The sequence below is a fragment of the Streptomyces lydicamycinicus genome, assembly GCF_000829715.2.
GTDB classification, from domain to species: domain Bacteria; phylum Actinomycetota; class Actinomycetes; order Streptomycetales; family Streptomycetaceae; genus Streptomyces; species Streptomyces lydicamycinicus.
Window position 1 is genome coordinate 22,726 of record NZ_BBNO01000003.1, and the last position, 24,726, is coordinate 47,451.

The following is a 24,726-nucleotide window of genomic DNA, read 5'->3' on the forward strand; positions in this document are numbered from 1 at the left end:
GCTGATGGATCGTCAGTTTTCGGGTGGGCGGCCCGACGGTGGTGGCGAGCGGTTACCCCGCCGCTGTATGTCCGACCTCCACGATTCCTGCACATCTCCTCCGTGAGGATGAGATCGGGTGGCGGCCTGCGCAACCAGCGTGGGAGACGCAAATGCTTCCCGCCGGTGATGTCCCGGTCCTCAGGGGCTGGTGGGGTGGGTGCTGTGCAAAACCGTACTGCGTACAGTGGTGGCGACAGCCCCGCCCCGGAGGACCTCGAGACCCGGCTCACCGTAGAGCTCGCGTCGGTCATATCCGCGGCCCGCAGGCGGGCCACCCGTGATGGCGACCGGCAGGTCGACACCGCGCACCTGCTGCACGGCCTCCTGGAATCGGACCCCGCCGTACGCGCCGCCTTCGACGGCGGACCGCAGGTCGCACGGCTGCTCGGCTACCTCGTCCAACGCAGCATCGGCTACGGACTCCAATGGCACGGCACCGTCGAGGACTCCGGCGCGGTCCCGGTGGTCGCCGAGGGTGCCGTCCCCGGGTGGTCCCCGGCTGCGGCCGCCGCCCTGGACGGTGCGCTGGACCGCGCCCATGCCCGCTACGCCACCCGCGCGGGCTGCCTGGACCTGCTCGCCGCTCTGGTGGACGACCCCGAATCGCGGGCCGTCGAGGTGCTGCGCCGGGCCTCCGTCGACACCGCCCGGCTCGCCCACCGTCTCGACGGGGAGCGCCCCGGCCAGGACTGACAGGGGTCTCGGGGGTGGCGCTGCTGACGACGGCTGCCATGATGGCCGGATGCACGCGTCTTCGGGGAGCCCGGCAGGAGCACCGTCCGGCTCGGGCCAGGGAGTCTCCGGGCCCATGGGGGCCCAGCAGTCATCGCCCGCCCTCGGGGCGCGCCTTCGTCGGGCGCCCGGCGGACGCGGCGCCGGCCTCGGTATCGCCCTGGTGTCCGCGCTCGCCTTCGGCGGTTCGGGTGTCGCCGCCAAGCCCCTGATATCCGCCGGCCTCGAACCGCTCCAGGTCACCTGGCTGCGGGTGGCCGGGGCGGCGCTGGTCATGCTGCCGATCGCCTGGCGCCACCGGAATCTGCTGCTCCGCCGGCCCGTGCTGCTCGCGGGCTACGGGCTGCTCGCCGTCGCCGGCGTCCAGGCGTGCTACTTCGCCGCGCTCTCCCGTATCCCCGTCGGGGTCGCGCTCCTCATCGAATATCTGGCGCCCGCCCTGGTACTGGGCTGGGTCCGCTTCGTTCAGAAACGGCCGGTCACCCGGGCCGCGGCGGTCGGCGTGGTGCTGGCCGTCGGCGGGCTGGCCTGTGTCGTCGAGGTCTGGTCCGGGCTGAGCTTCGATGCCCTCGGCCTCGCGCTCGCGCTCGGTGCGGCCTGCTGCCAGGTCGGCTACTTCGTGCTTTCCGATCACGGCTCCGACGGCGACGATGCGGTGGACCCGCTCGGTGTGATCGCCTACGGCCTGCTGATCGGCGCCGTCCTCCTCACCGCGATCGCCCGCCCCTGGGGCATGGACTGGGCCGTGCTCGGCGGCGGCGCGGACATGAACGGAACCCAGGTGCCCGCCGTTCTGCTGCTCGCCTGGATCGTGCTGATCGCGACGGTGGCGGCGTACCTCACCGGTGTGGTGTCGATCCGCCGGCTCTCGCCCCAGGTGGCCGGGGTGGTCGCCTGTCTGGAGGCCGTCATCGCGACGGTGCTGGCCTGGGTCCTGCTCGGTGAGCATCTCTCCGCACCGCAGATCGTGGGTGGGGTGGTGGTGCTGACCGGCGCCTTCATCGCGCAGTCGGCCAAGCCGAAGGCGACCGAGACCGTACGGGTGGCCGGAGCGGGGACGGGTGTCGGGGCGAGCGCCCCTGGGGGCAACGGATCCCCGGAGGCCCCTGGGGGCAGCGGGTCCACGGAGGCCCCGGCCACCCCGGCGTCCTCGGCCCGGACCGGGGACGACTTGTCGGCCGGCTTCCCCGCGACTTAGGCTGCCGATCATGCATTCGACTGTGCTGCCCCCTCCCGCCGCGTAACGCGGGCGGCGGCCTCCGAGGAAACCCCGGCTCGGGCTGGTTCCCGAGCCGCCAGGGTCTGTCCGATGACGCGCCGGACAGCCCCTTGTCGCTGCCTGCACACGGGACCACGCGACCACTCCACGGCGTATGACGCCGTCCTGGATTTCCCGGAGCACCTCTCCCATGCATGCCACTGTTTCCTCCGCCCTGCCCGTGGGCCGGGGGCTGCTGTACGTCACGTTCGCCGCGACCGCCTGGGGCACCGCGGGCGCGGCCGCCGCCCTCCTCTACCGCGGCAGCGGGCTGGGCCCGCTCGCCCTCACGTTCTGGCGCACCTTCGGCGGGCTGGTCCTGCTGCTCGCCGTACGAGCGCTGCTGCGCCGCCGGTCGCGCACCGCCGCCCCCGCCCCGTACGAACCGCTCGGCCGGCGCCTGGCCCGGATCGTGCTGACCGGCGTCGCCCTCGCCGTCTTCCAGGCCGCCTACTTCGCCGCCGTCGAAGCCACCGGGCTGGCCGTGGGCACCGTCGTCACCATGGGGGCGGGGCCCGTCCTCATCGCCATCGGGGCACGGGTCACGATGGGCGAACGGCTCGGCGCGGGCGGGGTCCTGGCCGTCGCCGGGGCGCTGGCCGGGCTGGCGGTCCTGGTCCTCGGCGGCGACGGCGGCGCCACCGTCCGTCCGGCCGGGGTGGGCTATGCCCTGCTGTCGGCGGCCGGCTGTGCCGCGATGACACTGATCACCCGGCGGCTGGGCAAGGGCGGCGGCAGCGATCCGTACGCCTCGACGGTCAGCGCCTTCGCGGTCGGCGCGCTGTGTCTGCTGCCGCTCGCGGCGGTCGAGGGGCTGTGGCCCCAGGCGCACGATCTGGGCCGCAGCCTGTGCCTGCTGGGCTATATCGCGGCGGTGCCGACCGCACTGGCCTACGGGCTGTACTTCGCCGGGCTGGCCGCCGTGCGCGCCGCGACCGCGTCCGTGATCTCGCTGATCGAGCCGGTGTCGGCCGCGGCCATCGCGGTGCTGTTCCTCGGGGAGCGGCTCACCATGGCGACGGCGATCGGAACGGGCGTGCTGCTGACGGCCGTTGCCGCGCTGGCGGTGACCGAGGCGCGCGGGGCGGTGTCGGCCGCGCGGTCGGCGGCGCCGGTGGCGGGCTGAGGGCGCGGGTGCCCGGCCGGCGGTGGTCGGCCGGGCGCCCCTACGCCCGGCCCGTTGCGACGGCGGGGCAGGGGGAGCCAATCAGGAAGCGGGCTTCCCCCTGGCGGCCGCGGTCAGTCTGCGCTGCTGGTGGGTGCGCGCCGCCGCGTCCCCGGGGCCGTCCCGCTCGGCGAGGCGCTCCGAGACGCGGTGTTGGACGGCCTCGCTCCGCTTGCCCCCGTACTTGAACTTGGCGCGGACTTCCCGCACTTCGAGGCGCAGCCCACGGATGCCGGACAGCAGCCGCCCGTACGGAGCCGCCCCCGCCGCGACCGGCGCCGAGCCGCCGTCCGGCTGGAAGTGCCCCATCTGACGTTGCAGCAGCGCCGCCTTCTCCTCCGGGTCGTCCACGACATGGGCGGTGCAGGTCAGCTGCACCGCGGCGTAGAAGCTGGTGGGGACGCCGTGCTCGGGCGGCTGGTCCTCGGCCGCCTGCCAGGGGCCGGGGATGAAGGTGTAGTCGTCCACCACGCTCAGCAGCACCGTCGGCCGGTCCTCCAGCGCGTTCCAGAGGGGATTGGGCCGGGCCAGATGAGTGACGGCCTCGTGGCGGGCCGGGTCGTAGGCGAAGTGCAGCGGCTGGACCATCGGCGGCTCGCCGGGCCGTCCATTGGCGGCCAGCTGGCCGAAGTCGTGTGCCGCGAGCCACTGTTGCCACTCGGCGTCTTCGGTGGGGGCGTCCCAGGGGTGGATCAGCACGGTGGCTCCTCAGCGGGCGGCGAGATATGCCGGCTCGGGCGTGCCGGGCGCGAGGTCGTCGGACGGTATGGGGGCGCCGTACGCGGGTGCCACGGGCAGGACGCCGCTCCAATACGGCAGCGCGAGATCCTCCGGCTCGTCGTTGGGGCCGCCGGTGCGGATCTTGGCGGAGACCTCGCGCAGGTCGAGACGGATCACGGAGGTGGCGGCCAGTTCCTTGGCGTTGCCCGGCCGGGAGTCCGCGGCGCGCCCGGGCAGCACATGATCGACGAGCGCGTCGAGCGCGGTGGTCTTCTCCTCCTCGTCGGTCACCTGGTGTGCGGTGCCGTGCACCACGACGCAGCGGTAGTTGATGGAGTGGTGGAACGCCGACCTGGCCAGTACCAGCCCGTCGACATGGGTGACCGTCACACACACCTCAAGGCCCGGGTCCGGTGCCGCGCCGGCCATCCGCAGTGGGCGGGATCCCGTGGAGCCGTGGAGATAGAGGCGGTCGCCGACCCGGCCATAGAGCGTCGGCAGGACGACCGGGGAACCGTCGCGGACGAAGCCCAGATGACAGACATAGCCCGCGTCGAGGATGGCGTGCACCGTGTCGTGGTCGTAGGCGGCGCGGTCACGGGCACGGGTGGGGGTCGTGCGCTCGGTCGGTTCGTACGCCTCGGCTCGAGCCATTGCGATCTCCATTGCACTAGTGCATAATCAGGTTTGTGCTAGGAGAGTATCTGATCGAAGGGCGGCGCGCATCGGAGATTGCCGCCAGCGTCGAGCGGGCCGTCGGTGCGGGCCGGCTCCAGCCCGGCGAAGTGCTGCCCCCGTTGCGGGAGTTGGCCGTCTATCTCGAGGTCAATCCGAATACGGTCGCGGCGGCATACCGCTCGCTCCGTGACCGAGGGGTGATCGAGACCGCGGGCCGGCGCGGCAGTCGGGTGCGCCCGCGCCCGGCGAGCACCTCACGTGAGGCGCTGCGGGTGGAGGTTCCGCCGGGAGTCCGGGATGTCTCCGACGGAAACCCCGATCCGTCCCTGCTGCCCCCGCTCGAACGGGCATTGGCCGAGGCCGCCGCGCGCAGCGCACGGCGCCCCGTGCTCTACGGCACACCGGCCGTGGACGACGATCTGGCTGCTCTCGCCCGTGCGGCGTTCGCCGCCGACGGGGTGCCGGAGGCCCCCGTTGCCGTCACCAGTGGCTCGCTCGACGCCATAGAGCGGGTGCTGGCCGCCCATCTGCGGCCCGGCGACGCCGTGGCGGTGGAAGACCCGGGGTGGGGCAGCCTGCTGGACCTCATCCCGGCACTCGGACTGCGCCCCGTCCCGGTCGGAGTGGACGACGAGGGCCCGCTGCCCGAGCAGTTGGCGCGCGCGATCCAGGACGGCGCCCGTGCCGTCGTCGTCACCGACCGGGCGCAGAACCCCACCGGCGCCGCCATCGACCGCGCCCGCGCCACCGAACTCCGCACCCTCCTGGCCGAATACCCCCACCTCCTCCTCATCGAGGACGACCACGGGCACGGCATCGTCGACCTCCCGCTCCATCCGCTCTCCGGGGTGACCGACCACTGGGTCCTGGTCCGTTCGACGGCCAAGGCGTACGGTCCGGATCTGCGGCTTGCCGTGCTCACCGGCGATGCGCTGACCATCGACCGGGTGAGCGGCCGTCAGCGTCTCGGACCGGGCTGGATCAGCCATCTGCTCCAGGACACGGTCGTCCACCTGTGGCGGACCTCCGCGATCGACCCGAAGGCGGTGGCCGGAGCGTACGGCCGCCGGCGGGACGGGCTGATACGGGCGCTGGCGGAGCGCGGAGTCCGGGCCCGCGGCCGCAGCGGTATGAACGTCTGGGTACCGGTCCCCGACGAGACCGGCGCGGTGGCCCGCCTCCTGCATGCCGGCTGGGCGGTGGCCCCCGGCGCACGCTTCCGCCTGCACTCACCACCCGGCATCCGCATCACCGTCTCCGGCCTCTCCGATGACGACATCGTCCCGGTGGCGGACGCCATCGCCTCGGCGACGGGGGTGGGGGAGGCGCGGCGGTATGAGTGAGGGGTGGGGGAGGCTGTCGGGCCGGGCGCCGCATAACTGACCCCGGGCCGCCGGTTCTTGAGCTCACTCAGGGGGTGGAAGGCTCTTCGCCCCGTTCGCCTCGTCCGCCCGTCCGTCCGTCCGTCCGCCCGTCCGCCTCTTCCGCCCGTCCGCGCCGCCGCTTTCGCGCTCGTCGCCCGGATTCCGGCTGGGCCCGGGGGGCGGAACTGTCGCGGTGAGCAGGTCCTTCGGAGCGCGCGGGGGGGAGCGTGCGGGAGCCCCCGAGGCGGGACTCGGGGGCTGTGGCTGGGTACGGACGGATGTCGTCAGGCAGAGGTCGCGTCGCTCCGCGGGGGTGCCGGGCGGCTCGGGCGGGGCCTGCTCTGGGTAAGGGCGGCGCCGGCCAGGACGATGAGGGCGCCGACCGGGGTGTTCCAGCTCAGCTGTTCGTGCAGGAGTGCCACGCCGGCCGCGGTGGCGATCACGGGGATGAAATAGGTGACCATCTGCGCCGTGGTGGGGCCGATCTCGGCGACCAGGCCGTACTGGATGAGGAAGGCGAGGCCCGTCCCCAGGGCGCCCAGGGCGAAGACGGCGAGCAGCGGGATGAGCGGGTAGTCGGCCGGTGCGGTGGTGAACAGGGGTGTCACCACAGCCAGTTGGGCGGTGGCCAGCAGCAGTTGGGTGCTGGACATGGACAGGTGGGAGTGCTGGACGCCCGCCAGGGTGCGGCGGACATAGATCCAGCCGACGGCGTAGCTGAGCGAGGCGCCCAGCGCCATCACGGTGCCGGTCAGATCCGTGCCGGCGAAGCCCTGCCAGGCGCCGAGCACGGTGAGCACACCCAGGAAGCCGAGGCCGAGGCCCGCCACCCGGCGGCGGGTGGGGCGGTCCTCGGAGAGCGCGACGACCGACAGCGCCATGCCCCACAGCGGCGAGGTGGCGTTGCAGATGCCGGCCAGTGTGGAGGGGATGGTCAGCTCGGCGTACGCGAAGAGGGAGAACGGCAACGCGTTGAGGAAGAACGCGGCCACGGTCAGATGGGCCCAGGTCCGGGGGGACCGGGGGAGCCGCTCGCGCTTGACGGCGAGGACGGCCAGCAGCACCAGCGCACCGAACCCGACCCGGCCCAGGGTCACCTGTAGCGGGGCGAAGCCCTGGGTGCCCACCTTGATGAAGAGGAAGCTGAAGCCCCAGACGAGGGACAGGACGGCGAACCGGAGCTGCCAGCCGCGGGCCCGGCCGTCGGGCTTCGGGGCCGCGGTCGCGGTGGTGGCGCGGAGCGAGGCGGCTGCGGTGCTCGCGGTGGTCGCGGCGTGCTTGTCGGCCGCGGCGCACGCGGTCGTGGCCGGGGGGTTGGTGGTGTCGGCGGAGGCGGTGGGTGCGCCGGTGGCGGTGCTCATGAGGTCAACGATGCGGCGTACAACTTCGTAGCACAAGCGAGAATTCGTGGCTGGTATCGCTTAGCATTGCTTATATGTTGAACCTTGATCGCCTACGGACGCTGAGTGCGGTCGCCCGCCATGGCTCGGTGAGCGCGGCCGCCGACGGGCTGCATGTCACGACCTCGGCCGTCTCGCAGCAGATCGCCAAGCTGGAGCGGGAGACCGGGCAGCAGCTGTTGGCGAAGAACGGGCGCGGGGTGCGGCTGACCGACGCCGGCCGGCTGCTCGCCGATCATGCGACGCGCATCCTTTCGCAGGTCGAGCTGGCCCAGGCCGAGCTGGAAGCGCATCGCGGCCAGGCCGTGGGCGAGCTTCGGCTGGGCGCCTTTCCCACCGCCGCCCGCGGGCTCTTCCCGGCCGCGCTCGTCACCCTCCGCGCCGAGCACCCCCAGCTGCGGGCGCGGCTGACGGAGATGGAGCCGGACGAGTCGGTCCGTGGAGTGGTGCGCGGCGACATCGATCTGGCGGTCGTCCTGGACTGGTACAACCGTCCGCTGTCCCTGCCCGACGGGCTGGCGAAGGCCCCGCTGCTGGACGATCCGGCCGATGTGGCGATGCCCTCGGCCCATCCGCTGGCCCGGCGGCGGTCCGTGGAGCTGGAGGAGTTCGCCGACGACGAGTGGATCTCCTGGCCCCAGGGGGAGTTCTGCAATGAATGGCTGATGTTCACGCTGCGCAGCAAGGGCATTGAGCCGCGGGTCGCGCACATGGCGGAGGAGCACGGCACCCAGCTCGCCCTGATCGCGGCGGGACTGGGCGTCGCGGTGGCTCCGCGCCTCGGCCGTGGGCCGGTGCCGGAGGGCGTGAGCGTGGTGCCCGTACGCCATACGATGCGCCGCCATGTCTATGCCATCTGGCGCGCGGATGCCGACCGCAGGCCCTCGATCCGGGCCGCGGTGGGCGCGCTTCGCACGGCGGGGAAGGACCTGGAGGGCTCCTGAGGCAGCCACCGTCGGCAGCCCCCGGCTCTTCTCAGGCCGGTGGGACGATGCCGCGGATGACGCCCAGGTCCAGCAAGTCCTGTGGGCGGATGCGGAGTTGGTCCGCGGTCCCGTGGATCTGGGTCTCGTCGCGTTTGAGGATGGCCGCGGCCAGTTCCGGGGCGATCACGGAGAAGTAGCTGTCCGGGGTGGCCCAGAGCCGGTCCGGTGCGGCCAGGGCCAGTGCGCCGCCCGAACCGCCCTCGCCGATGAGCAGGGAGGTGACGGGGACCCTGGTGGTGGTGAGCGCCGTGAAGGTGTCGGCGATGGCGGCCCCGGCGCCGGCACGCTCGGCCGCCGCGTCGTTGGCGGCGCCCGGCGTGTCCACGAGGGTGAGGACCGGGATGCCGAGCCGGTCGGCGAGCCGGACGAGCCGCGCGGCGGTACGGAATCCGGCCGGGCGGGTGGCCGTACCGCACTGGGCGGCGAAGGCGATGGTGCGCCCCTGGCGGCGACCGAAACCGCACCGTATCCCGGGATCGACGCCGCCGCAGCGGTCGCCGCTGATCTCCTCCCGGTCGTCGAAATAGGCACGCAGATACGCCTCGGCGCGCGGCCGCCCGGATGCGCGGGCACGGACCACCGCACCCCAGCCGGTCTCCGGCAGCTCGGGTGGGCCGAGCGCCTCCGGCGGAGCCGCCGGCTCCATCGTCGCGAACTCCCGTGGCGTTCCCAGGAGTTGCAGCCACCGCTGGAGCGTGGCCCGCAGTCGGTCAGGTGGGACGACGTCGTCAATCTGGCCGGCGGCCAGCTGCCCCTCGGCGGTGTAGGCGGAGGGGTCGGCGTCCGGGGGACGCACCCGCGAGCCCGCGAAGCCGACCTGTGCCCCGGGGAGCGCGAGGATCACATCGGCGGCCGCGCCCAGGGTGGCCCAGCCGCCGCCGGTCGTCGGATCGCGCAGCACGGCGAGCTGCGGGAGCCCCGCGGCGCGGTTCAGCGCTGACTGCCGTGCCACCCGCTGGAGTTGGGTCAGCGCGCGCATCCCTTCCTGCATCCGGCTGCCGCCCGTGGCGATCAGCGAGACGACCGGCAGACCGTGCTCACGCGCATGGGTGTAGGCGGCCTCCAGCCGGTCGCCGGTGCGCTCGCCGAGGGAGCCGCCCAGATAGCGGAACTCGAAGGAGAGCACGACTGTTTCCCGACCGCCTATCGTGGCCAGGGCGGTGACCACCGACTCGTCCTCGCCGGTCCGCTCCCGGGCGCGGGCCCGCGCGTCGTCGTAACCGCGCCAGCCGAGGGGTCCGTCCGGCGCGGACGACGCCCCGGGAGCGGTGCCACGACCGTCGGGCACGGCCGCCTCGCTGTAGGTGTCCGCCACCGCCGCGATGGCTTGACGGGCGGTCAGCCGGGCGCACGGCAACGGCGCGGCACCGGCGCTGCCGCCCGGATCCCGTTCGCGGGCCGCGGTTCCGTCGCCGTCACGGCGGCCGTCGGCCTCTCCGGCGACCGCCTCCCTGTCCCCGGCGCCGTTGCTTCCGCCGCTACGCATGGAGCTCACGCTTGAGGATCTTGCCCATGTCGTTGCGCGGCAGGGCGTCCAGGAAGTGCACGGTGCGGGGGCGTTTGTGGGGTGCGAGCTGGCGGGCGACATGGTCGGCCAGTTCCTCTGCGGAGGGTGCCGGGCCGGCGCCCGGACCGGTTTCCGCCACGATCCAGGCGACGATCCGCTCGCCGAGGTCCTCGTCCGGCGCGCCGGTGACGGCGGCCTCGGCGACACCCGGGTGGGCCAGGAGCGCATTCTCGATCTCGCCCGCGCCGATCTTGTAGCCGCCGCTCTTGATCAGATCGGTGGCCTTACGGCCCACGATGCGGTAATGACCGGCGGCGTCGCGGACCGCCATGTCGCCGGTGCGGAACCAGCCGCCGTCGAAGGCCGCAGCGGTGGCATCGGGGCGGTTGAGGTACTCGACGAAGAGGTTCGGGCCGCGGACCTGGATCTCGCCGACCGTCTCGGCGTCGTTCGCCTCGATGGCCTGGCCCGCCTCGTCGACGAGCCGGACATACACCCCGGGGAGCGGTACGCCGACCGTGCCCGCCGCATCGGGCCCGTCCGCCCGGACGCTGGTGTTCATGAGCGTCTCCGTCATCCCGTAGCGCTCGATCACCCGTCGGCCGGTGGCCGCCGTGATCCGCTCATGATCGGTCAGCGGCAGCGCGGCCGAGCCGGAGACCAGCAGCCGGGCCCGGGAGAGCGCCTTGGCGAGCGAGGGATTCTGCCCCGCCTCGGCAGCCAGGCGGTGGTACATCGTCGGTACGCCGAACAGCATCGTGCCCTCCGCGGCGAGCTCCCGGGCCACCGCCTCGGTGCTGAAGCGGCCCAGGTGGTGAACGCTGCCGCCGCGGCGCAACGGCCCGAGGATGCCAAGGATCAGTCCATGGACATGAAAGAGCGGCAGGGCGTGCACCAGCACGTCGTCGGCGGTCCACTGCCAGGCGTCCGCCAGCGCGTCGAGGGTGTGCGTCAGGGCACGCCGGGGGAGGACCACGCCCTTGGGCGGTCCGGTCGTGCCGGAGGTGTAGACGATCAGGGCCGGTGCCTCATCGCCCGGCTCGTTCGGCAGCGGGGCCGGCCCGGCCTCCTCGGACGGCGCCGTGACCTCGATGTCGATACGGGACAGCGCGGCGAGCGGGCCCGGCAGCTCGGCGCCCGGCTCGGCCAGGACGAGCGAGGGTGCGCTGTCCGCCACGATGTGCGCCAGCTCGCTCTCACCGATCTTCGGATTGACCGGCACCACGGCCACCCCGGCGAGCAGTGCCGCCACCGCACCCACCGAGGTCTCCAGCGTCGGCGTCGCCCAGAGGGCGATACGGGTCTCACCGGCGATCCGCTCGGCGAGCACGCCTGCCACCGAAGCCAACTCGCGATGGCTGAGGCTGCGATCGCCGAAGCGCAGCGCGGGTGCGGGCGAAGCGTCGCGCAGCGCGGGGAAGAGCACGTTCACCGGATCTCCTTCGTCCTCGTCGGCACCCGGCCACCTCACGGCCGGGCCGCCCCGCTCGCGCACCTGCCGGTACCGAACGGGCTGACCCGCACCACTCTCGCAGAGACCACTGACATGACGGCGTTGGTGTTGGTGTTGGCGCGGGAGTCCGCGTTGCGACTTTCCGAGACGGGCGACACCTGATCTTGGTGGTGGACACCACCCGGAGAAACGCCGAAGCCGTACCGGATTTCTGCCATGCCCGTTCCCGCGGCCCGCACAGCGCTAGCGTTGGGCCATGATCGTATGGCTTAACGGCACCCATGGTGCAGGCAAGACGACGACCAGCGCACTCGTGCAGCCGCTCCTCCCGGATTCCCGGGTGTTCGACGCCGAGAAGGTCGGCGAGGCGCTGATGGACATCACGCCTGGGCTGCCCTGGACGGACAATTTCCAGCACTGGCCGCCTTGGCGGCAGCTCGTCGTCGAGACCGCCCGCCGCGTGCTCGAATACACCGGCGGCACTCTGGTGATGCCCATGACCGTCCTGGTCGAGCCGTACTGGCGTGAGATCAGTACGGGCCTTGCCCACCATGGCATCCCCGTGAGGCACTTCGTCCTCCACGCCGACCAGGACACCCTCCGCGGGCGCATCGCGGACGACACCGTTCTTGGCCCCAACTCCCCGTTCCGTCTCAAATACCTTGAGCCCTACGCCGAGGCGGCCCGTACGTGGCTGCACGCCGAGGCCGAGGTCGTCGACACCACGCACCTCACCCCCGCCCAGGCCGCCCTACAGATCGCGGAAGCCGTCAAGGGGTGAGGTCTGTCCGCCACGCGGAGTCCGGCGAAGGCGGCACCAGAGACTGACCTTTCGGTGTCAAGCAGCGCGAACAGGGCTCGTTCACCCGGCCGCTCACTTGGCGCCGCGCGTCGCGCGTGGCCGCCGGCCGTGGCTACCGCTCCCCCCGGGTGCGCGCGCCTCACCCCTGGATCTTGCGGAAGTCCCACGACGTGACGGACTCCGGCGTCAGCCGCAGCCACGCATGCCGGCCGTCGTGCGGCATCGCGGACATCCCGAAGTACTTCGTCGCGAAGAGCCGCTCCGGGGCGTCCAGTTCGGAGCACGGCTCGCCGGTGCGCGGCGCCTCGCCGACGAACTCCGCACGGCCCGCCAACTCGGCCCCGCGCAGCTCGCCGTACGCGTGCCCGTCATCGACGACCACCGCGATCCGCGGGTCCTTGCGCAGCTGTGCCCACCGCTTGCTGCGGGTGATCGAATAGAGCCACAGCGCCGTACCGTCCCAGACGAACCACAGCGCCCCGACGTGCGGCGCACCGTCGCCACCGACCGTGGCGACCCGGCAGGTGCGCTGCGCCGCGAGGAAGTCGTCGAGCTCGCCCTGCGTCATCATGATCCGGCGCCCACGCCGCTGTGTGTCGGCCATCCGTCATCACCCTCCGCCGTGCGCCGCTCGTGCGGCACTGACCCGGTCACCTGACACTGTCCCGTTCAGGTGGCTGACTAAGCGTCAGAAAGCATGCGGGCTCTTCCCGTTGTACGCAATGGCCGCTAGCCTCGGGCGGCCTTTAAGGGGCTCGTCGGGGGAGTGCCGCCAACGGGGCGGGACGGCCGTCGGGAGGCGCGCCGTCAGAGCCCAGACCCCGTGGGAGCCCGGGCCCATCAGAGTCCGGCCCTGCCCGCCCCGGACCCGGGGGAGCCGAGATCCGACACACGGGGACCGGGCCCACCAGAGAGGTACGCGATGCCTTCGGACACTGCACGGCTCACCGGACAACTGGACCCGGCCGGGACGGTACTGCTCACCGTGGAGTGCCAGCGCGGGGTGGTCGGCCCGGACAGCGCACTGCCCGAACTGGCGGATGCGGCACGCGAGTCGGGGGCGCTGGCGAACGTCGCCCGACTGGTGGCGGCGGCCCATGACGCCGGCGTTCAGGTGCTGCACGCGGTCGCCGAACGCCGTCCCGACGGTCGCGGTGCCAGCCACAACGCCCGCCTGTTCAAGGCGGCCGAGCGACTGCCCGTCCAACAGCTCACCGGATCCGCCGCGGTCCATATCGCCGACCCGATACCCGTCTCCGGCGACGACCTGGTGGTGCGCAGACTGCACGGCCTCTCGCCCATCGCCGGCACCGACGTGGACGCATTGCTGCGCAACTTCGAGTGCCGGACCCTGGTCGTCACCGGAGTATCGGCGAACGTGGCCATCCCCAACGCCGTCTTCGACGCCGTCAACCTCGGCTACACGGCCGTAGTACCCGCCGATGCCATCGCGGGCGTACCTGCCGACTACACCCCCGCGATGATCCGCCACACCCTCGCCCTGGTCGCCACCGTCACGACCACCGACGAGGTCCTGACCGCCTGGAGCCAACCGCACCAGGGCGACTGACCGATCTGCGGAATTCGTTGCAAGCTGAGCCTAGTGCAACGAAATCAGAAAGACATCTAGCCATGTACGGATGTGATCAGTAGGCTCCGCCGAAGCTTCCCGGCCCACCCAGCAACAAAATCACGCCCGTTCCCGTACCAGTTACGGCTCAGCCCCCGGCGCCTGCACGCACCGCCACACCCAAGGACAGTCATGCCCCCACCCCCGCACGGCAGGTCGCTGCCGGAGACCGAGCGCACACGCCACCGCCGTCTCCGCGAACAGGGCAGCCTCGACCGTGCCGACCTCGACGCGATCCTGGCGGCAGGCTTCGTCTGCCACCTCGGAGTGAGCGTGGACGGCACCCTCATGGTCGTGCCCACCGTCTACGGCTCGGACGGCAGCACGCTCTACTTCCATGGCTCCGTCGCCAGCCGCAGCCTGGTCGCGTCCCCGGGGGCCGCCGTGTGCGTCACCGTCACCCATGTCGACGGACTGGTACTGGCCCGCTCGGTCTTCGAGCACGGCGTCAATTACCGCAGCGCCATGGTCTTCGGCGTCCCCCGCCCGGTCACCGACCCGGACGAGAAACTCGAAGGCCTGCGGTGCCTCACCGAGCAGGCCACACCCGGCCAGTGGGACTACGCCCGTCGCCCCAGCCGCAAGGAACTGGCCGCCACGACCCTGCTCGCACTCTCCCTGGAGGAGGCGTCGGTAAAAGTGCGCACCGGTCCCCCCGACGACGGCGAAAGCCCTGACGCGGAGCTCCCGGTGTGGGCCGGCATCCTCCCCCTGCACGCTTCCTGGGGCACCCCCGAACCGGACCCCCTGCTCGCCCCGGACATCGTCGCCCCACCCCACATCGCCCAACGCTCAGGGCCCCGGTAACCACCGGCCCCGGCCGGCCGCTCCTCGCTCTCCAGTTGGCTTGCCGAAGATTCAGACCGCTCGCAACTGGGCTACCCGAACCGCCCCACCCACCATCGTCAGGGCCGGGGCATGCGATATCGCTCGGCGCGGTGCGGTTCCCCGATGTCACCCCGCCGGCAAGAAGAAGGGCCATCACCCGCCCCAAAGCGATAAATCGCCACGGCCAATAGCGCAAACCACGTTCCGACGGAGGTCAGATGGATGCGCTGGGCCAGGCCATGGCCACCCGGGTGTCCGAAGAAGGGGCCGACCGTAAGGATTGCGGCAGTCATGGAGACCGCCAATAGCCAGGGCCCCCAGCGGCGCACGAGTTCCAGGGGCGGGTGGCCGTGTCGGGAGGCGGTGATGAAGAGAGCCATCGAGGCGAACAGGGCGAAGTGCACCATGCCGCTTGTTGTGGTGTGCCAGGGGCTGCCCTCCGGACAGCCGCGGTCCACCGAGGGCGCGCAGTGCAGTGGCATCAGCACGTCGGCGATGGAGAACACCCCGAAAGCTGCTGTGGCCACGCCCCCGGCCGAGGCCCAGGATCCGGGCAGAACGGTCCAGGCGAGGGCTCCGCCTGTCACCACCAGCGCCGCGCAAGCGATCTCTACCAGGCTGAAGAGGACCCGGTAGGGCTGGTCGGCGGCGAACAGCTCGCTGACGTAGGAGTCGCGCTGGTGCAGCCCCGTGGGCAGGAAGAACTGGAGCACCCAATCGTTGTAGACCACCGACGCCGCCGTTAACAGCCCTGCCGAAGCCGTCCCCCGCGTCGGCCGCGGCCTCACCGGTACCGAACGGAAGTGGAAGCGGACACCGCACCCTCCTCACGTATCGCGGAAACGCTGTCCGACGGCCGGCCACCACAGCGCGCAAAACCAAGGCCCATATGGTTGCTGCCCGAACCTGTGCGTACGCATCTCTGCCATAGCCACCCTTCACCCGAACAGCCGACGGCTGTCCCATTGCGGCGCCGGCCTGTTTTCGGGTGTGAAGGGGAAAGGTGTGAGGGGCGGCGAATAGAGGACTCTGCTCGGTCCGGCGCGCGGCCGGGCTCTCGCGCTTCTACGGTGAGAAAGGGTCTGTCGATCGTGCAGGGGAGAGGTCTGTGCCGGCCTCCGAGGATTCACCGTCGTGAGGAGTGCGTGATGGCCCGCTGCCGGAGAGCGCATTCTCTGTATGGGCGTGCCGCTGTGGTGACCGGGGCCGCTCGCGGGGTGGGGAATGCCCTGGCTTGGGAGCTGGCTCGGCGGGGAGTCCGTCTCGCCCTGCTCGATCATGAGGGAGAGGCTCTTCGCCGGGTGGCGTCCTCTCTGCCGACCGAGGCGCATTGCTGGAGCGTCGACATTACTCAGGACGGCGCCATGGCCCGGGTGGCGGAGGAGGTTCGCGATCGCCTGGGGGCGGCGAGTGTCGTCGTGGCGAACGCGGGAATCGCGGAAGGCGGGCCGTTCGCGGTGTCCGATCCGATGACGTGGCGCCGGGTGATCGAGGTCAATTTGATCGGCAGCGCGATTACCGCTCGCTCTTTTTTGCCGGACCTGCTGGCCACACGCGGTTACTTTCTTCAGGTGGCCTCACTGGCGTCCATCGGTGCGGCTCCGCTGATGAGTTCGTACTGTGCTTCCAAGGCCGGCGTCGAATCCTTCACACAGTCGTTGCGTGCGGAACTCGCAGGGCAGCACGTCCGGGTGGGAATCGCCTATCTGAATTGGACCGATACCGACATGGTCCGGGGTGCGGACCAGTACCCCGTGCTGCGCGAACTCCGTTCCCATATGCCGCCGCCGGCCCGAAAGGTCTACCGCCCGGACTGGGTGGCCGCCCGGTTGGCAACGGCGGTGGAACGACGCTCGACCGCCGTCTACGTACCCGCTTGGCTCCGTACCGTGCAGGTGGTTCGCGCCGCACTGCCGATCGTCATCACACACCTCGCACGCCGGGAACTCCCGCGGCTGGCGGCCCGTTCCTCCTTCGAAGCGACGGGTCTGCTGGGGGCTGGAGGACGAGCTGATGCCGCTGCCTGGCACCGGGCCGACGCCGAAGAAAGCCCGCGGTGATCGAATACGCCCGGCATTACCGTCCCATTAGGGGCGGTGCGGCGGGCCACCTTCTCGGGGGCCGAGCCATATCAGCGCGCAGCCTCCTGAGCGAGGTGTTCCCTCAGTCGGGTTGATGTGGTGAAGAGGTGACCGTGCATGCCGATCGCCTCGGCGGCCCGCACGTTGTCCTGGCGGTCGTCGATGAAGAGGATGCGGTCCGGTTCCTCGCGCAGGGCCTGCCGGCACCACCGGTACGCGTCCGGCTCGGGCTTGGCGTGGCCGATGCGGCAGGAGAAGGCACGGATCTGGAAGTGGTTGAGCCAGGTATGGCGTGCTTGGTAGTAACTCGCCAACTCCTCGGGAATGTTGGAGAGCAGGGCGAGGCGCCGGCCCTGTGCCGCGAGCTCTTCGATGAGGGCCACCATGGTGTCGTCGACGGCGCTCCAGCCGGCGATGTCGGCCTCGATCAGCTCTGCGATCCGGTGGTCGTCGAAATGAGTGCCCAGGGAGTCGGCCACCCGGCGCCAGTAGCCGGGTCCACGTATCTCACCGCGGTCGTACGGCGGGCGCAGCGCCCAGTAGGCGTCCCAGAAGGCCGGTGCGGAGACGCCCGCCGTCCGCGACAGCCGGTCCTTGCCTTCGGCGGACTGGGGGCGTGCGATGACGCCGAAGAGGTCGAAGAGCATGGTTCGCACAGTGGTTACACCTTCCGTACGGTCACGCCCGCCGCGGTCAGGTGCTCGGTCCGGTCGTCCGGTGCGGAGTCATCGGTGACGACGGCGTGCAGGGCGGGGGCGGGGGCGACGAATGCGAGGGCGGTGCGGGAGAGCTTGGCGGCTTCCGCGACGGCGATTACGCGGCGGGCAGAGGCGATCGCGGCACGTTTGACGGCGGCATCGTCCAAGTCGTAGGCGGTCAGGCCGTTTTCGGCGTTCAGCCCGCAGCAGCCGATGATCGCGGTGTCGAAGCGCAGGGCGGCCAGGGACGCTTGGGTCAGGGGGCCGGTCAGTGCCAGTTCGCCCGGCCGGGGCCGGCCGCCGGGTACCAGTAGCGTCAGCTGCGGCGCCTCTGTCAGTGCGTTCACCGCGTGCAGGGAGAGCGGCATGACCGTCAGCCGGCGGTGCGCCAGCAGACGGGCCACTTCCAGGCAGGTGGTGCCGCTGTCGAGGACCACGGACTCTCCGTCGGCCACCAGCCGGGCGGCCTCGACGGCAATGCGCCGCTTGACCTCCGTCCCCTCCTGGGCCCGCAGCGCGAACGGCGGCTCCTCGCCGCGCAGCAGCAGGCTCCTCGCACCTCCGCGGTAGCGCTCAAGTACCCCCTGGGAAGCCAGCACTTCCAGGTCACGGCGGATGGTCATCTCGGAAGCGCCGGTGAGCCCGGCCAGCTCCGCGACGCCGATGCTGCCCGCCGTCCGTACCGCCTCAGTGATCTGTCTCAGTCGATCTGTGCCAGCCATAGCCAGATTGAACATCGATTGCGTTCGAAACGCAATCTTTCGAAAGCTGAACTTATTCGCTATGTTCGAAGCGTGGAGAGATCACTGCGGCTCGGCCGCCTGGCCACCTTTGCCTACTTCGTCCTGAACGGCTTCCTGATGGGGATGTGGATCGTCCACATCCCCGATATCGAGCACCGCGCAGGGATCAGTCATGCCGTACTCGGCTGGCTTCTGCTGCTGCTCGGCGCGGGAGCTTTCGCCGGTATGCAGCTCGTCGGCCCCCTCACCGACCGCTTCGGCGCCCGTACCGTCGTGCCGCTCAGTGCGGCCCTGTGCAGCGCCGGTGTGGTCCTGCCGGGATGGGCCGCGAACGCCTGGACGCTGGGGGCGGCACTGCTGGTGCTCGGTCTCGGCAACGGCTGCCTGGATGTCAGCATGAACGCCCACGCCATCCAGGTCGAGCGCGGCTACCAACGGCCCGTCATGTCCGCCTTCCACGCCGCCTTCTCCATCGGTGGCGTCCTTGCCGCGCTGGCCGGCGCGCGCATGCTCAGCTGGGGCTGGAGCCCGGTGGCGAACCTCGGCACGGTGGCGCTCCTGGGGCTTACGGTCGCGGCGGTGGCGGCCCCCGCGCTCCTGGGGACCCGCAGCGCCGATGCCCCCGAGACCTCCGCCGGGCCTCCTGCTGCCGCGGAGGGCCGGCGCGGGACCAAAACTCCCAGGCGCATCTGGGGCCTCGCCACTCTCGCTCTGATGATCATGCTGTGCGAAGGCGTGGCCAATGACTGGAGCACGCTCCACCTGCGCAACGTCCTGGGCGCGCCGGCCGCCACCGCCGCCCTCGCCTACGGGGCCTTCTCCACCGCCATGACCATCGGCCGTCTGCTCACCGACCGGGTGGCCGCGCGTTTCGGCTCAGTGGCCGTTCTCCGCTACGGGGCGTCCGCCGCCGCACTCGGCCTGACTGCGGCGTCGCTCTCCTCCTCGATCCCCTTGACCCTGATCGGCTGGACACTGTTCGGAGCCGGACTGTCCGGTTGCGTCCCCCAGCTCTTCAGCGCCGCGGGCCATGCCGACCCGGACGCCGCCGGTACCAACGTCTCCCGCGTCGCCGGCCTCGGCTACGTCGGCATGCTCGCCGGCCCCGCGATCATCGGCCCCCTGACCCAGGTCATGCCGCTCCACCTCACGTTCTTCCTGCCCGTGGCGTTCTGCGCGGTCGCCGCGGCCACGGCCGGCATCCTGCGGCCGCGTGACGCTGCCCCCACACGCCTGGAGACCCGGGACGGTACGACCGACTCCACCGAACGCCCGGCCCACGCGGCCCCTCGTGAGACCGCACCCGGCACCCACTCCGTGGAGCGAAGGCATGAGCATTGAGGCAGAGATCATCCGAGAGGCGAGCCGGGCCCCTGCCCCTGCCCCGTTACTTACGGCGCGTCCACGATCTGGTGACGGAGATGGTCGTAGGCCCAGGCGGCGAGGGTGGTCGGGGTGGTGGTCCGGACGGTGCGGGGCTGTTCGGGCACGAAGTTCTCGCGCAGGCCGGTCGACATTCCGAGCGTGGCCTCGACCGCTTCGTCGGTCATCCCGGCCTGGCGGAGCTGGGTGCGCATGGCGTCGTCAGTGATCCGTTCAACGCCGATCCGCCGGCCGGTGGCGGCGGTGAGGATTGCGGCGACCTGTCGCCAGGTCAGGTCGGCGGGTCCGTGCACTGCTTGTACGCAGCGGCCGGACCAGGCGGGAGAAAGCAGGCGGGTGGCGGCGACCTCGGCGATGTCGCGAGGTGCCACCCAGGCCATGGGCTGGTCGAGCGGGAGGATCACCTGGAGGGTGCCGGCCCGCAGGGCGTCGCGTTGAAGTTCGAGGTTGGTGAAGAAGTAGCCGCAGCGGAGGTGGGTGACGTCGACGCCCATGGCATCCAGAGCAGTTTCGGTGTGTGCCAGGCCGTCGATGTCGCCGGCACCGTGACGTTTCTCGGCGCCGACGCTGCTTTGGAAGACGACCCGGCCGATCCCGTTGTCGGTGACGGCGCGGACGACGCTGCTGGTGGCGCGGGCGTAGGCGGCGAGGGGATCCTCGCCGGGGGCGGGCGGGTCCACCCAGAACAGTGCGTCAATATCTTCGGTGGCGGCCACCACCGCGTCGGCGTCGTACTGGTCGACCTGCACTGCATCCACCTCGTCCTGTACCTCGGGAGCCAGCCGGGCCGGCTGGCGCAGCAAGACGCGCGGGCGGACCCCGGCGCGGACCAGCGTGGCAACGACATGGCGGCCGACGTTGCCGGTCGGGGTGGTGACAGCGATGCGCATGGCTTCCTCTCATTCGGCGACTCCGCATGCAGGCTAGGAGGAGAGGCGGCCTGAACCCGTCCGCCTCTCCTGGAAGGCTGAGGCCATGGACCTTGACCTGACGACCAGGACCTTGACCTTGCTGACCCTGCTGAAGTCGGGGGGTGAGTGGACGGCCGCCGACCTGGCCGAACGGCTCGGCGCGAGCGTCCGCACCGTACGACGCGACGCCCAGCGGTTGCGCCGGCTCGGGTACACCGTCGAGGCCCGTCCCGGGCCGGGCAGCGCCTACCGGCTGAGCCCCGGAGTCAAGGTCCCGCCGCTGCTGTTCACCGCTGACGAGGTCACCGCCCTGGTGGCCGGGCTGCATCTGATCCGCGCCTGGCTCCCTGAAGACCCGGTCGCATCGAGCGCCTTGCTCAAGCTCGACCAGGTCCTGCCCCGCCCGCTGCGCCGCCGCGCGGCCGCCACCGACCTCGCGACCGAGGTGCTCCAGCAGCCCGGCGCCGTGGTCGCGGCAGCAACCGTCGGCGTGATCGCCGACGCGGTGGCCGAGGGCGGCAGGCTTCGGTTCCGCTACGTCGACCAGCACGGCCGGCCGTCCAGCCGCCTGGTCGAGCCGTACCGCCACTTCCTGCGTGCCGGCCAGTGGTACCTCGTGGCCTTCGACGCCGACCGGGACGACTGGCGCACCTTCCGTCTCGACCGGATCACCGAAATCACTCCGGTGCCGGGTACCTACCAGCCCCACGAATTCCCCGATGCGTCCATCGAACACTGGCTGACCACCGACTTCGGCCGCGCGACTGCACGCTCCTCCCGCTCCGCCGACGGGCCCGCCCGGTGACCTCGGCGTTCGCGGGCGAGCCACCCAGCTATGAACGTCTGTCGAGGTCAGAGTGCGCGAGGACGAGCAGGTGAGGTCCGGATCCACGCGCTGAACCGGCGCGTTCGCGTAGCCACCCCGCCCCGGCTACCGCTCCGCCGCCGGGATGAGACCGGGGGCGACCTTGTAGGACATGGCCTCCAGCAGCGGCTTGCGCTGGGTGTTGTGGAAGGCCGCGATGCGCCACCGGCCGTCGTTCTCGCGGATCAGGGTGTACGTCTGGACCTTGCTGAGCTTGCGGGGGAGCCGGCCCTTGTAGGTGTCGCCCCGGCCGTTGACGACCGCCACATCCGGTCCGTAGAAGCGGATGTCGAGGATCTCGTCGGCGAGTTGGGTGTCCTTGAGGAACTTCGCGAAGAGCGTGCGATGGCTCTCCACGATGTCCCGGCGGCCTTGGTAGAAGGTGCCGACGTAGGTGGTGTAGGTGGCGTCCTGGGTGAACAGCGCGCCGTACGCCTCGGCGTCGTGGCGGCCCCAGGCGGCGATGAGGTCGGCCACTACTGCCTTGACCGCCGCGATGTCCTGCTCCTGCTGACCCTGCATGGCGTATCACTCCCTCACTCATTAGAATCATGCAGATACTGAATGAAGGCAGTATCTGCATGCGTGCAGATAAATTTAGCGAGGTGATTCCGGCGATGGCAAGCCCGGCAAGTGGCGAGGACGAGCACGTGATCTTCCGTCAGTACCTGGACGCGGTGGGCCTACAGGGCCTGGCCAGCGCGGAAGCCGCAGGGCTGCATACCTCGGAGTGGTACGCCCTGAGCCTTATCGCCTTCCACGACGGTCTCGCCTCAGGCGAACTCGCCGCCAGGACCGGACTCACGACCGGTGCCACCACCCGCCTCATCGACCGCCTCGAAAAGGCCGGCTTCGCCCGCCGGGCCGCCGACGCGCACGACCGCAGGCGCGTGATCGTCGAGCCGGTGCCGGACGCGCTGGGGCGCATCGAAGAAGTGGTCGGCCCCGCCCGCCGCCACCTCGCCGAGGTGCTTGCGCACTACACCCCCGAGCAACGGGCCCTCCTCTTCGACTACTTCGCCCGCGCCGCACCCGCCTTCCGCGCGGCCACCGAGGAGATCCGGGCGGGCACCACCGCCCGACGAAGCCGGGAACGGAACGCGCGACCCTCGCGGAAATGAGTGCTCTTGCACCGCCCGGGCCGGCGCTGCTTCCGCCGTCCAGTGGCGGCCGACGCGGTCGAGGCGTACGGGAACATGGCCACCGTCCGGTCAGCTCGCTGGCCGGTAGGGCTGACGGTCTGCGGTCCGTCCTGGGATACGGAGCGTAAAAGGCGGCCGGCGCCGACCCACCACGAGGTCGGGTGCCGGGTGCCCGCTGTGCTCGGGCGCAACCCGCCCTTCGCGTGCCCAGGGACCTGCAGATCATGAGAGTGACACTCGGTTCCGGCAGGGCCCTCGGAGGGCGTGGGTGTCTTGCGCCGTCGCGGAGACAGTCCTTGCCCTCCGCCATGACCCGCACCGTACGGAGCCGGGTATCGACAGCGTCGGGAAGGTTCATGCCCGCCTCGATCCCTGAGCGCAGGTAGTGCAGCACGCGTTCGTTGAGGAGTTCGCCCGGCAGTACGGCCGGGATGCCGGGCGGGTAGGGCGTGATCATCTCGGCGGCCACGCGACCCACGGCCTCCTGCACAGGAACGTCTTCCACGGGCCCGAAGAAGGCATCGCGCGGCAGGCAGGTCTGCTGGAGCCGCAGGGTCGCCGGGGGAGGGACGTCGACCGGGGGACCGGGGGGCAGGTCCGGCCCGGCGGCGGACACCGCCCTCAGCGCCTCCAGGAGCACGGTTGCCGTCTCTTGATCGTCAGCGTGGGTGAGCTGGGTGTTGATGCGGCGGTGGTCGGCCAGATGCACATCGACATGCCGGTGCTCGCGAAGCCAGTCGGCCACCCGGTACCCCGTGGTGTGGAGGCCGGTGACGTCCACGACGACAGGAAGCGGATCGAAGTCGTCTGCCAGACCAGGACCGCAGAAGTCCGCACCGTCGTGAACGTGGAAGCCGTCGATCTCCTCGATGGCCCCGCGCACCTGAGTCGCCAGCTGGAGGGCCCTCTCCAACAGGTCATGGCCGTGCTGGGCCATCTGCCGGCGCCAGCCGTCGAGGCCGGCGTAGATCAGCACGGACGGGCTGGTGGTACCGAGCAGATCGGCCCGGGTCTTGAGCAGGGCCGGGTCGATCAGGTCGCCCTGTAGGTGGAAGACGGAACCCTGCTCCAGGCCGCTCCCCATTTTGTGGATGCTGGTGACACAGACATCCGCACCCGCGTCCATGGCCCACATCGGCAGCTCGGGGTGGAAGGGCAGGTGCGCCCCCCAGGCTTCATCAACGATGAGCGGCTCTGCCGGCGGTGGCAGGTGTCCGCGAGGGCGCGGAGGTCCGCGCAGGTGCCGTACGGGGTGGGACTGGTGACCAGTGGCCATCAGCTTCTCGGCGCGTTCGAGGATCCTCCCGCCGGTACGTCGGTCGTCCAGGCCGCCAGAGGCCAGGACATCCCCGTAGAACACCGCGTCGCCCAGCACGTCACGGACCCGCGGATCGGCACCTCGTGCCTGCTTGTGACCAGGAGGGCTGAACGACACATGCTTCGAGGAGTGATACCGGGCGAGAGCTTCCAGCACGGGCGCGTGACGGTGGTCAAGGGGCATAGCGGACGATTTCCCGACTCTCACACGGCTAATCACCTCGCATTCGCCCGGCCGGGCGCAGCTTCAGGGGCTGAGCGGCCGCCGGGGAGCCGGGCGCCCGCGTGCTACCCCAATTGCCGGGCCCAATCGATGAGTTGGCGGTCATCCAAGCCGGTGCCCAGCCAGTCGTGGTCGAGGTCGGCTCCCGGCAGGGACGGTACGACCGCGACGTGGAGCCCGGCGGCACGGGCCGCGGAGATGCCGGTGGCCGAGTCCTCGAAGGCGACGGAGCGCTGTGGCGCCGCACCGAGTGCCTCGCATGCCATGAGATAGAGGTCCGGTGCGGGCTTGGGGGAAGCCACCTCGTCGGCGGCGAACGAGTGGGTGAAGTGAGCGGCGAGGCCGGCCGATTCCAGTGCTGTGTCCAGCAGTTCCCGGGGGCTGTTGCTGGCGACGGCTATGGGCACGGCTGCCCGGCAGGCGCGTACCAGCTCCGCTGCGCCGGGGAGGGCGGCGGCGCCCCCGGCCAGCTCCGTGCGGACCCTTTCGAGGAGCTCGGCGGCGAGGTCGGCACCGGCTCCGGGCCGCCCGAAGTAGTCCGCCATGGCCTCTGCCGCGGCCTCCACGGTACGGCCGATGACCAGCGCTTTCTGTTCGGGGCCGAAGGAGTGGCCGTGCGCGGCGAAAATGGCCGTTTCCGCGACGGTCCAGCAGACCTCGGTGTTGACCAGCAAGCCGTCGCAGTCGAAGACCACGGCCTCCACGCTGGTGGGGAGCGAGCGCATGCAGGTGTCCTTTCACTTCGGGGGAGTGGTTGCCCGTTCAGAGGGTGGGGGCGGGCCGGTCAGCGGTTCATGC

24 protein-coding genes and 1 pseudogene are annotated in these 24,726 nt (G+C 71.4%); 12 read left to right on the forward strand and 13 right to left on the reverse strand.

The window, feature by feature from the left end; translation table 11 throughout:
* Window positions 1–204: 204 nt before the first annotated feature.
* From TU31_RS09365 to TU31_RS09375, 3 genes are all read left to right on the forward strand, one after another.
* A complete protein-coding gene (locus tag TU31_RS09365; RefSeq protein WP_042152081.1) occupies window positions 205–735 on the forward strand; it encodes a Clp protease N-terminal domain-containing protein in 531 nt (176 codons plus the stop codon).
* A gap of 115 nt (window positions 736–850) precedes the next feature.
* Window positions 851–1,972: an EamA family transporter gene (locus tag TU31_RS09370; RefSeq protein ID WP_042152084.1), complete on the forward strand. Its 1,122-nt coding sequence runs from the start codon at window positions 851–853 to the stop codon at window positions 1,970–1,972.
* Window positions 1,973–2,183: 211 nt separating this feature from the next.
* Window positions 2,184–3,158, forward strand: a complete 975-nt coding sequence (locus TU31_RS09375; RefSeq protein ID WP_042152088.1) for a DMT family transporter — start codon at window positions 2,184–2,186, stop codon at window positions 3,156–3,158.
* Window positions 3,159–3,239: 81 nt separating this feature from the next.
* Here the strand turns inward: TU31_RS09375 and TU31_RS09380 are convergent, their stop codons facing one another.
* Both TU31_RS09380 and TU31_RS09385 read right to left on the reverse strand, forming a co-directional pair.
* Window positions 3,240–3,896: an FMN-binding negative transcriptional regulator gene (locus TU31_RS09380; protein ID WP_042152089.1), complete on the reverse strand. Its 657-nt coding sequence runs from the start codon at window positions 3,894–3,896 to the stop codon at window positions 3,240–3,242.
* A gap of 9 nt (window positions 3,897–3,905) precedes the next feature.
* A complete protein-coding gene (locus TU31_RS09385; RefSeq protein WP_042152091.1) occupies window positions 3,906–4,571 on the reverse strand; it encodes a pyridoxamine 5'-phosphate oxidase family protein in 666 nt (221 codons plus the stop codon).
* Window positions 4,572–4,606: 35 nt separating this feature from the next.
* On the opposite strand from TU31_RS09385, the gene TU31_RS09390 reads away from it, so the two are divergent.
* Window positions 4,607–5,938, forward strand: a complete 1,332-nt coding sequence (locus TU31_RS09390; protein WP_042152095.1) for an aminotransferase class I/II-fold pyridoxal phosphate-dependent enzyme — start codon at window positions 4,607–4,609, stop codon at window positions 5,936–5,938.
* 305 nt (window positions 5,939–6,243) lie between these two features.
* Here the strand turns inward: TU31_RS09390 and TU31_RS09395 are convergent, their stop codons facing one another.
* Window positions 6,244–7,320 carry a DMT family transporter gene (locus TU31_RS09395; RefSeq protein WP_042152100.1) on the reverse strand — a complete coding sequence of 359 codons (1,077 nt, stop codon included), beginning with the start codon at window positions 7,318–7,320 and terminating at the stop codon, window positions 6,244–6,246.
* A gap of 74 nt (window positions 7,321–7,394) precedes the next feature.
* Between TU31_RS09395 and TU31_RS09400 the strand changes: the two genes are divergently transcribed.
* Entirely contained in the window at window positions 7,395–8,303 is a 909-nt protein-coding gene (locus tag TU31_RS09400; protein ID WP_042152102.1) for a LysR family transcriptional regulator, read from the forward strand.
* Between the two features lie 31 nt (window positions 8,304–8,334).
* Here the strand turns inward: TU31_RS09400 and TU31_RS09405 are convergent, their stop codons facing one another.
* A complete protein-coding gene (locus TU31_RS09405) occupies window positions 8,335–9,831 on the reverse strand; it encodes a carboxyl transferase domain-containing protein (RefSeq protein ID WP_370682717.1) in 1,497 nt (498 codons plus the stop codon).
* On the reverse strand, window positions 9,824–11,284 hold the full coding sequence (locus TU31_RS09410) for an acyl-CoA synthetase (protein ID WP_042152105.1): 1,461 nt from the start codon (window positions 11,282–11,284) through the stop codon (window positions 9,824–9,826). The genes TU31_RS09405 and TU31_RS09410 overlap by 8 nt, the downstream gene beginning before the upstream one ends.
* A gap of 277 nt (window positions 11,285–11,561) precedes the next feature.
* Here TU31_RS09410 and TU31_RS09415 point away from each other — a divergent pair, with 277 nt between their 5' ends.
* Window positions 11,562–12,086 carry an AAA family ATPase gene (locus TU31_RS09415; RefSeq protein ID WP_042152106.1) on the forward strand — a complete coding sequence of 175 codons (525 nt, stop codon included), beginning with the start codon at window positions 11,562–11,564 and terminating at the stop codon, window positions 12,084–12,086.
* A gap of 160 nt (window positions 12,087–12,246) precedes the next feature.
* On the opposite strand, the gene TU31_RS09420 is transcribed toward TU31_RS09415, so the two are convergent.
* Complete coding sequence (locus tag TU31_RS09420; RefSeq protein WP_042152108.1) at window positions 12,247–12,711, reverse strand: pyridoxamine 5'-phosphate oxidase family protein; 465 nt, start codon at window positions 12,709–12,711, stop codon at window positions 12,247–12,249.
* Between the two features lie 318 nt (window positions 12,712–13,029).
* On the opposite strand from TU31_RS09420, the gene TU31_RS09425 reads away from it, so the two are divergent.
* Both TU31_RS09425 and TU31_RS09430 read left to right on the forward strand, forming a co-directional pair.
* Window positions 13,030–13,677 (forward strand): cysteine hydrolase family protein, encoded by a 648-nt coding sequence (locus TU31_RS09425; protein WP_042152110.1) that lies wholly within the window; start codon window positions 13,030–13,032, stop codon window positions 13,675–13,677.
* 192 nt (window positions 13,678–13,869) lie between these two features.
* Window positions 13,870–14,544 (forward strand): pyridoxamine 5'-phosphate oxidase family protein, encoded by a 675-nt coding sequence (locus TU31_RS09430; protein ID WP_042152113.1) that lies wholly within the window; start codon window positions 13,870–13,872, stop codon window positions 14,542–14,544.
* Window positions 14,545–14,642: 98 nt separating this feature from the next.
* On the opposite strand, the gene TU31_RS09435 is transcribed toward TU31_RS09430, so the two are convergent.
* Complete coding sequence (locus TU31_RS09435; RefSeq protein WP_063770786.1) at window positions 14,643–15,296, reverse strand: DUF998 domain-containing protein; 654 nt, start codon at window positions 15,294–15,296, stop codon at window positions 14,643–14,645.
* 417 nt (window positions 15,297–15,713) lie between these two features.
* Between TU31_RS09435 and TU31_RS09440 the strand changes: the two genes are divergently transcribed.
* On the forward strand, window positions 15,714–16,625 hold the full coding sequence (locus TU31_RS09440; RefSeq protein ID WP_042152116.1) for an SDR family oxidoreductase: 912 nt from the start codon (window positions 15,714–15,716) through the stop codon (window positions 16,623–16,625).
* A 71-nt stretch (window positions 16,626–16,696) separates the two neighbouring features.
* Here TU31_RS09440 and TU31_RS09445 read toward each other — a convergent pair whose 3' ends face one another.
* Both TU31_RS09445 and TU31_RS09450 read right to left on the reverse strand, forming a co-directional pair.
* A complete protein-coding gene (locus tag TU31_RS09445; protein WP_042152118.1) occupies window positions 16,697–17,293 on the reverse strand; it encodes an HAD family hydrolase in 597 nt (198 codons plus the stop codon).
* Window positions 17,294–17,307: 14 nt separating this feature from the next.
* Window positions 17,308–18,066, reverse strand: a complete 759-nt coding sequence (locus TU31_RS09450) for a DeoR/GlpR family DNA-binding transcription regulator (protein ID WP_042153616.1) — start codon at window positions 18,064–18,066, stop codon at window positions 17,308–17,310.
* A gap of 72 nt (window positions 18,067–18,138) precedes the next feature.
* Between TU31_RS09450 and TU31_RS09455 the strand changes: the two genes are divergently transcribed.
* Window positions 18,139–19,428: an MFS transporter gene (locus TU31_RS09455; protein ID WP_107070657.1), complete on the forward strand. Its 1,290-nt coding sequence runs from the start codon at window positions 18,139–18,141 to the stop codon at window positions 19,426–19,428.
* Window positions 19,429–19,478: 50 nt separating this feature from the next.
* Here TU31_RS09455 and TU31_RS09460 read toward each other — a convergent pair whose 3' ends face one another.
* Entirely contained in the window at window positions 19,479–20,360 is an 882-nt protein-coding gene (locus TU31_RS09460) for an NAD(P)H-binding protein (protein WP_042152121.1), read from the reverse strand.
* An 85-nt stretch (window positions 20,361–20,445) separates the two neighbouring features.
* Between TU31_RS09460 and TU31_RS09465 the strand changes: the two genes are divergently transcribed.
* Window positions 20,446–21,186 (forward strand): helix-turn-helix transcriptional regulator, encoded by a 741-nt coding sequence (locus TU31_RS09465; protein WP_042152123.1) that lies wholly within the window; start codon window positions 20,446–20,448, stop codon window positions 21,184–21,186.
* Between the two features lie 126 nt (window positions 21,187–21,312).
* Here the strand turns inward: TU31_RS09465 and TU31_RS09470 are convergent, their stop codons facing one another.
* Entirely contained in the window at window positions 21,313–21,768 is a 456-nt protein-coding gene (locus TU31_RS09470) for an SgcJ/EcaC family oxidoreductase (protein WP_042152125.1), read from the reverse strand.
* Between the two features lie 29 nt (window positions 21,769–21,797).
* On the opposite strand from TU31_RS09470, the gene TU31_RS09475 reads away from it, so the two are divergent.
* Window positions 21,798–22,367: a MarR family winged helix-turn-helix transcriptional regulator gene (locus TU31_RS09475; RefSeq protein WP_245698474.1), complete on the forward strand. Its 570-nt coding sequence runs from the start codon at window positions 21,798–21,800 to the stop codon at window positions 22,365–22,367.
* 322 nt (window positions 22,368–22,689) lie between these two features.
* Here the strand turns inward: TU31_RS09475 and TU31_RS36660 are convergent.
* A pseudogene (locus TU31_RS36660) lies at window positions 22,690–23,889 on the reverse strand (aminotransferase class I/II-fold pyridoxal phosphate-dependent enzyme); the annotation flags it as partial.
* 104 nt (window positions 23,890–23,993) lie between these two features.
* Entirely contained in the window at window positions 23,994–24,653 is a 660-nt protein-coding gene (locus tag TU31_RS09485; protein WP_042152133.1) for an HAD family hydrolase, read from the reverse strand.
* Window positions 24,654–24,726: the final 73 nt, after the last annotated feature.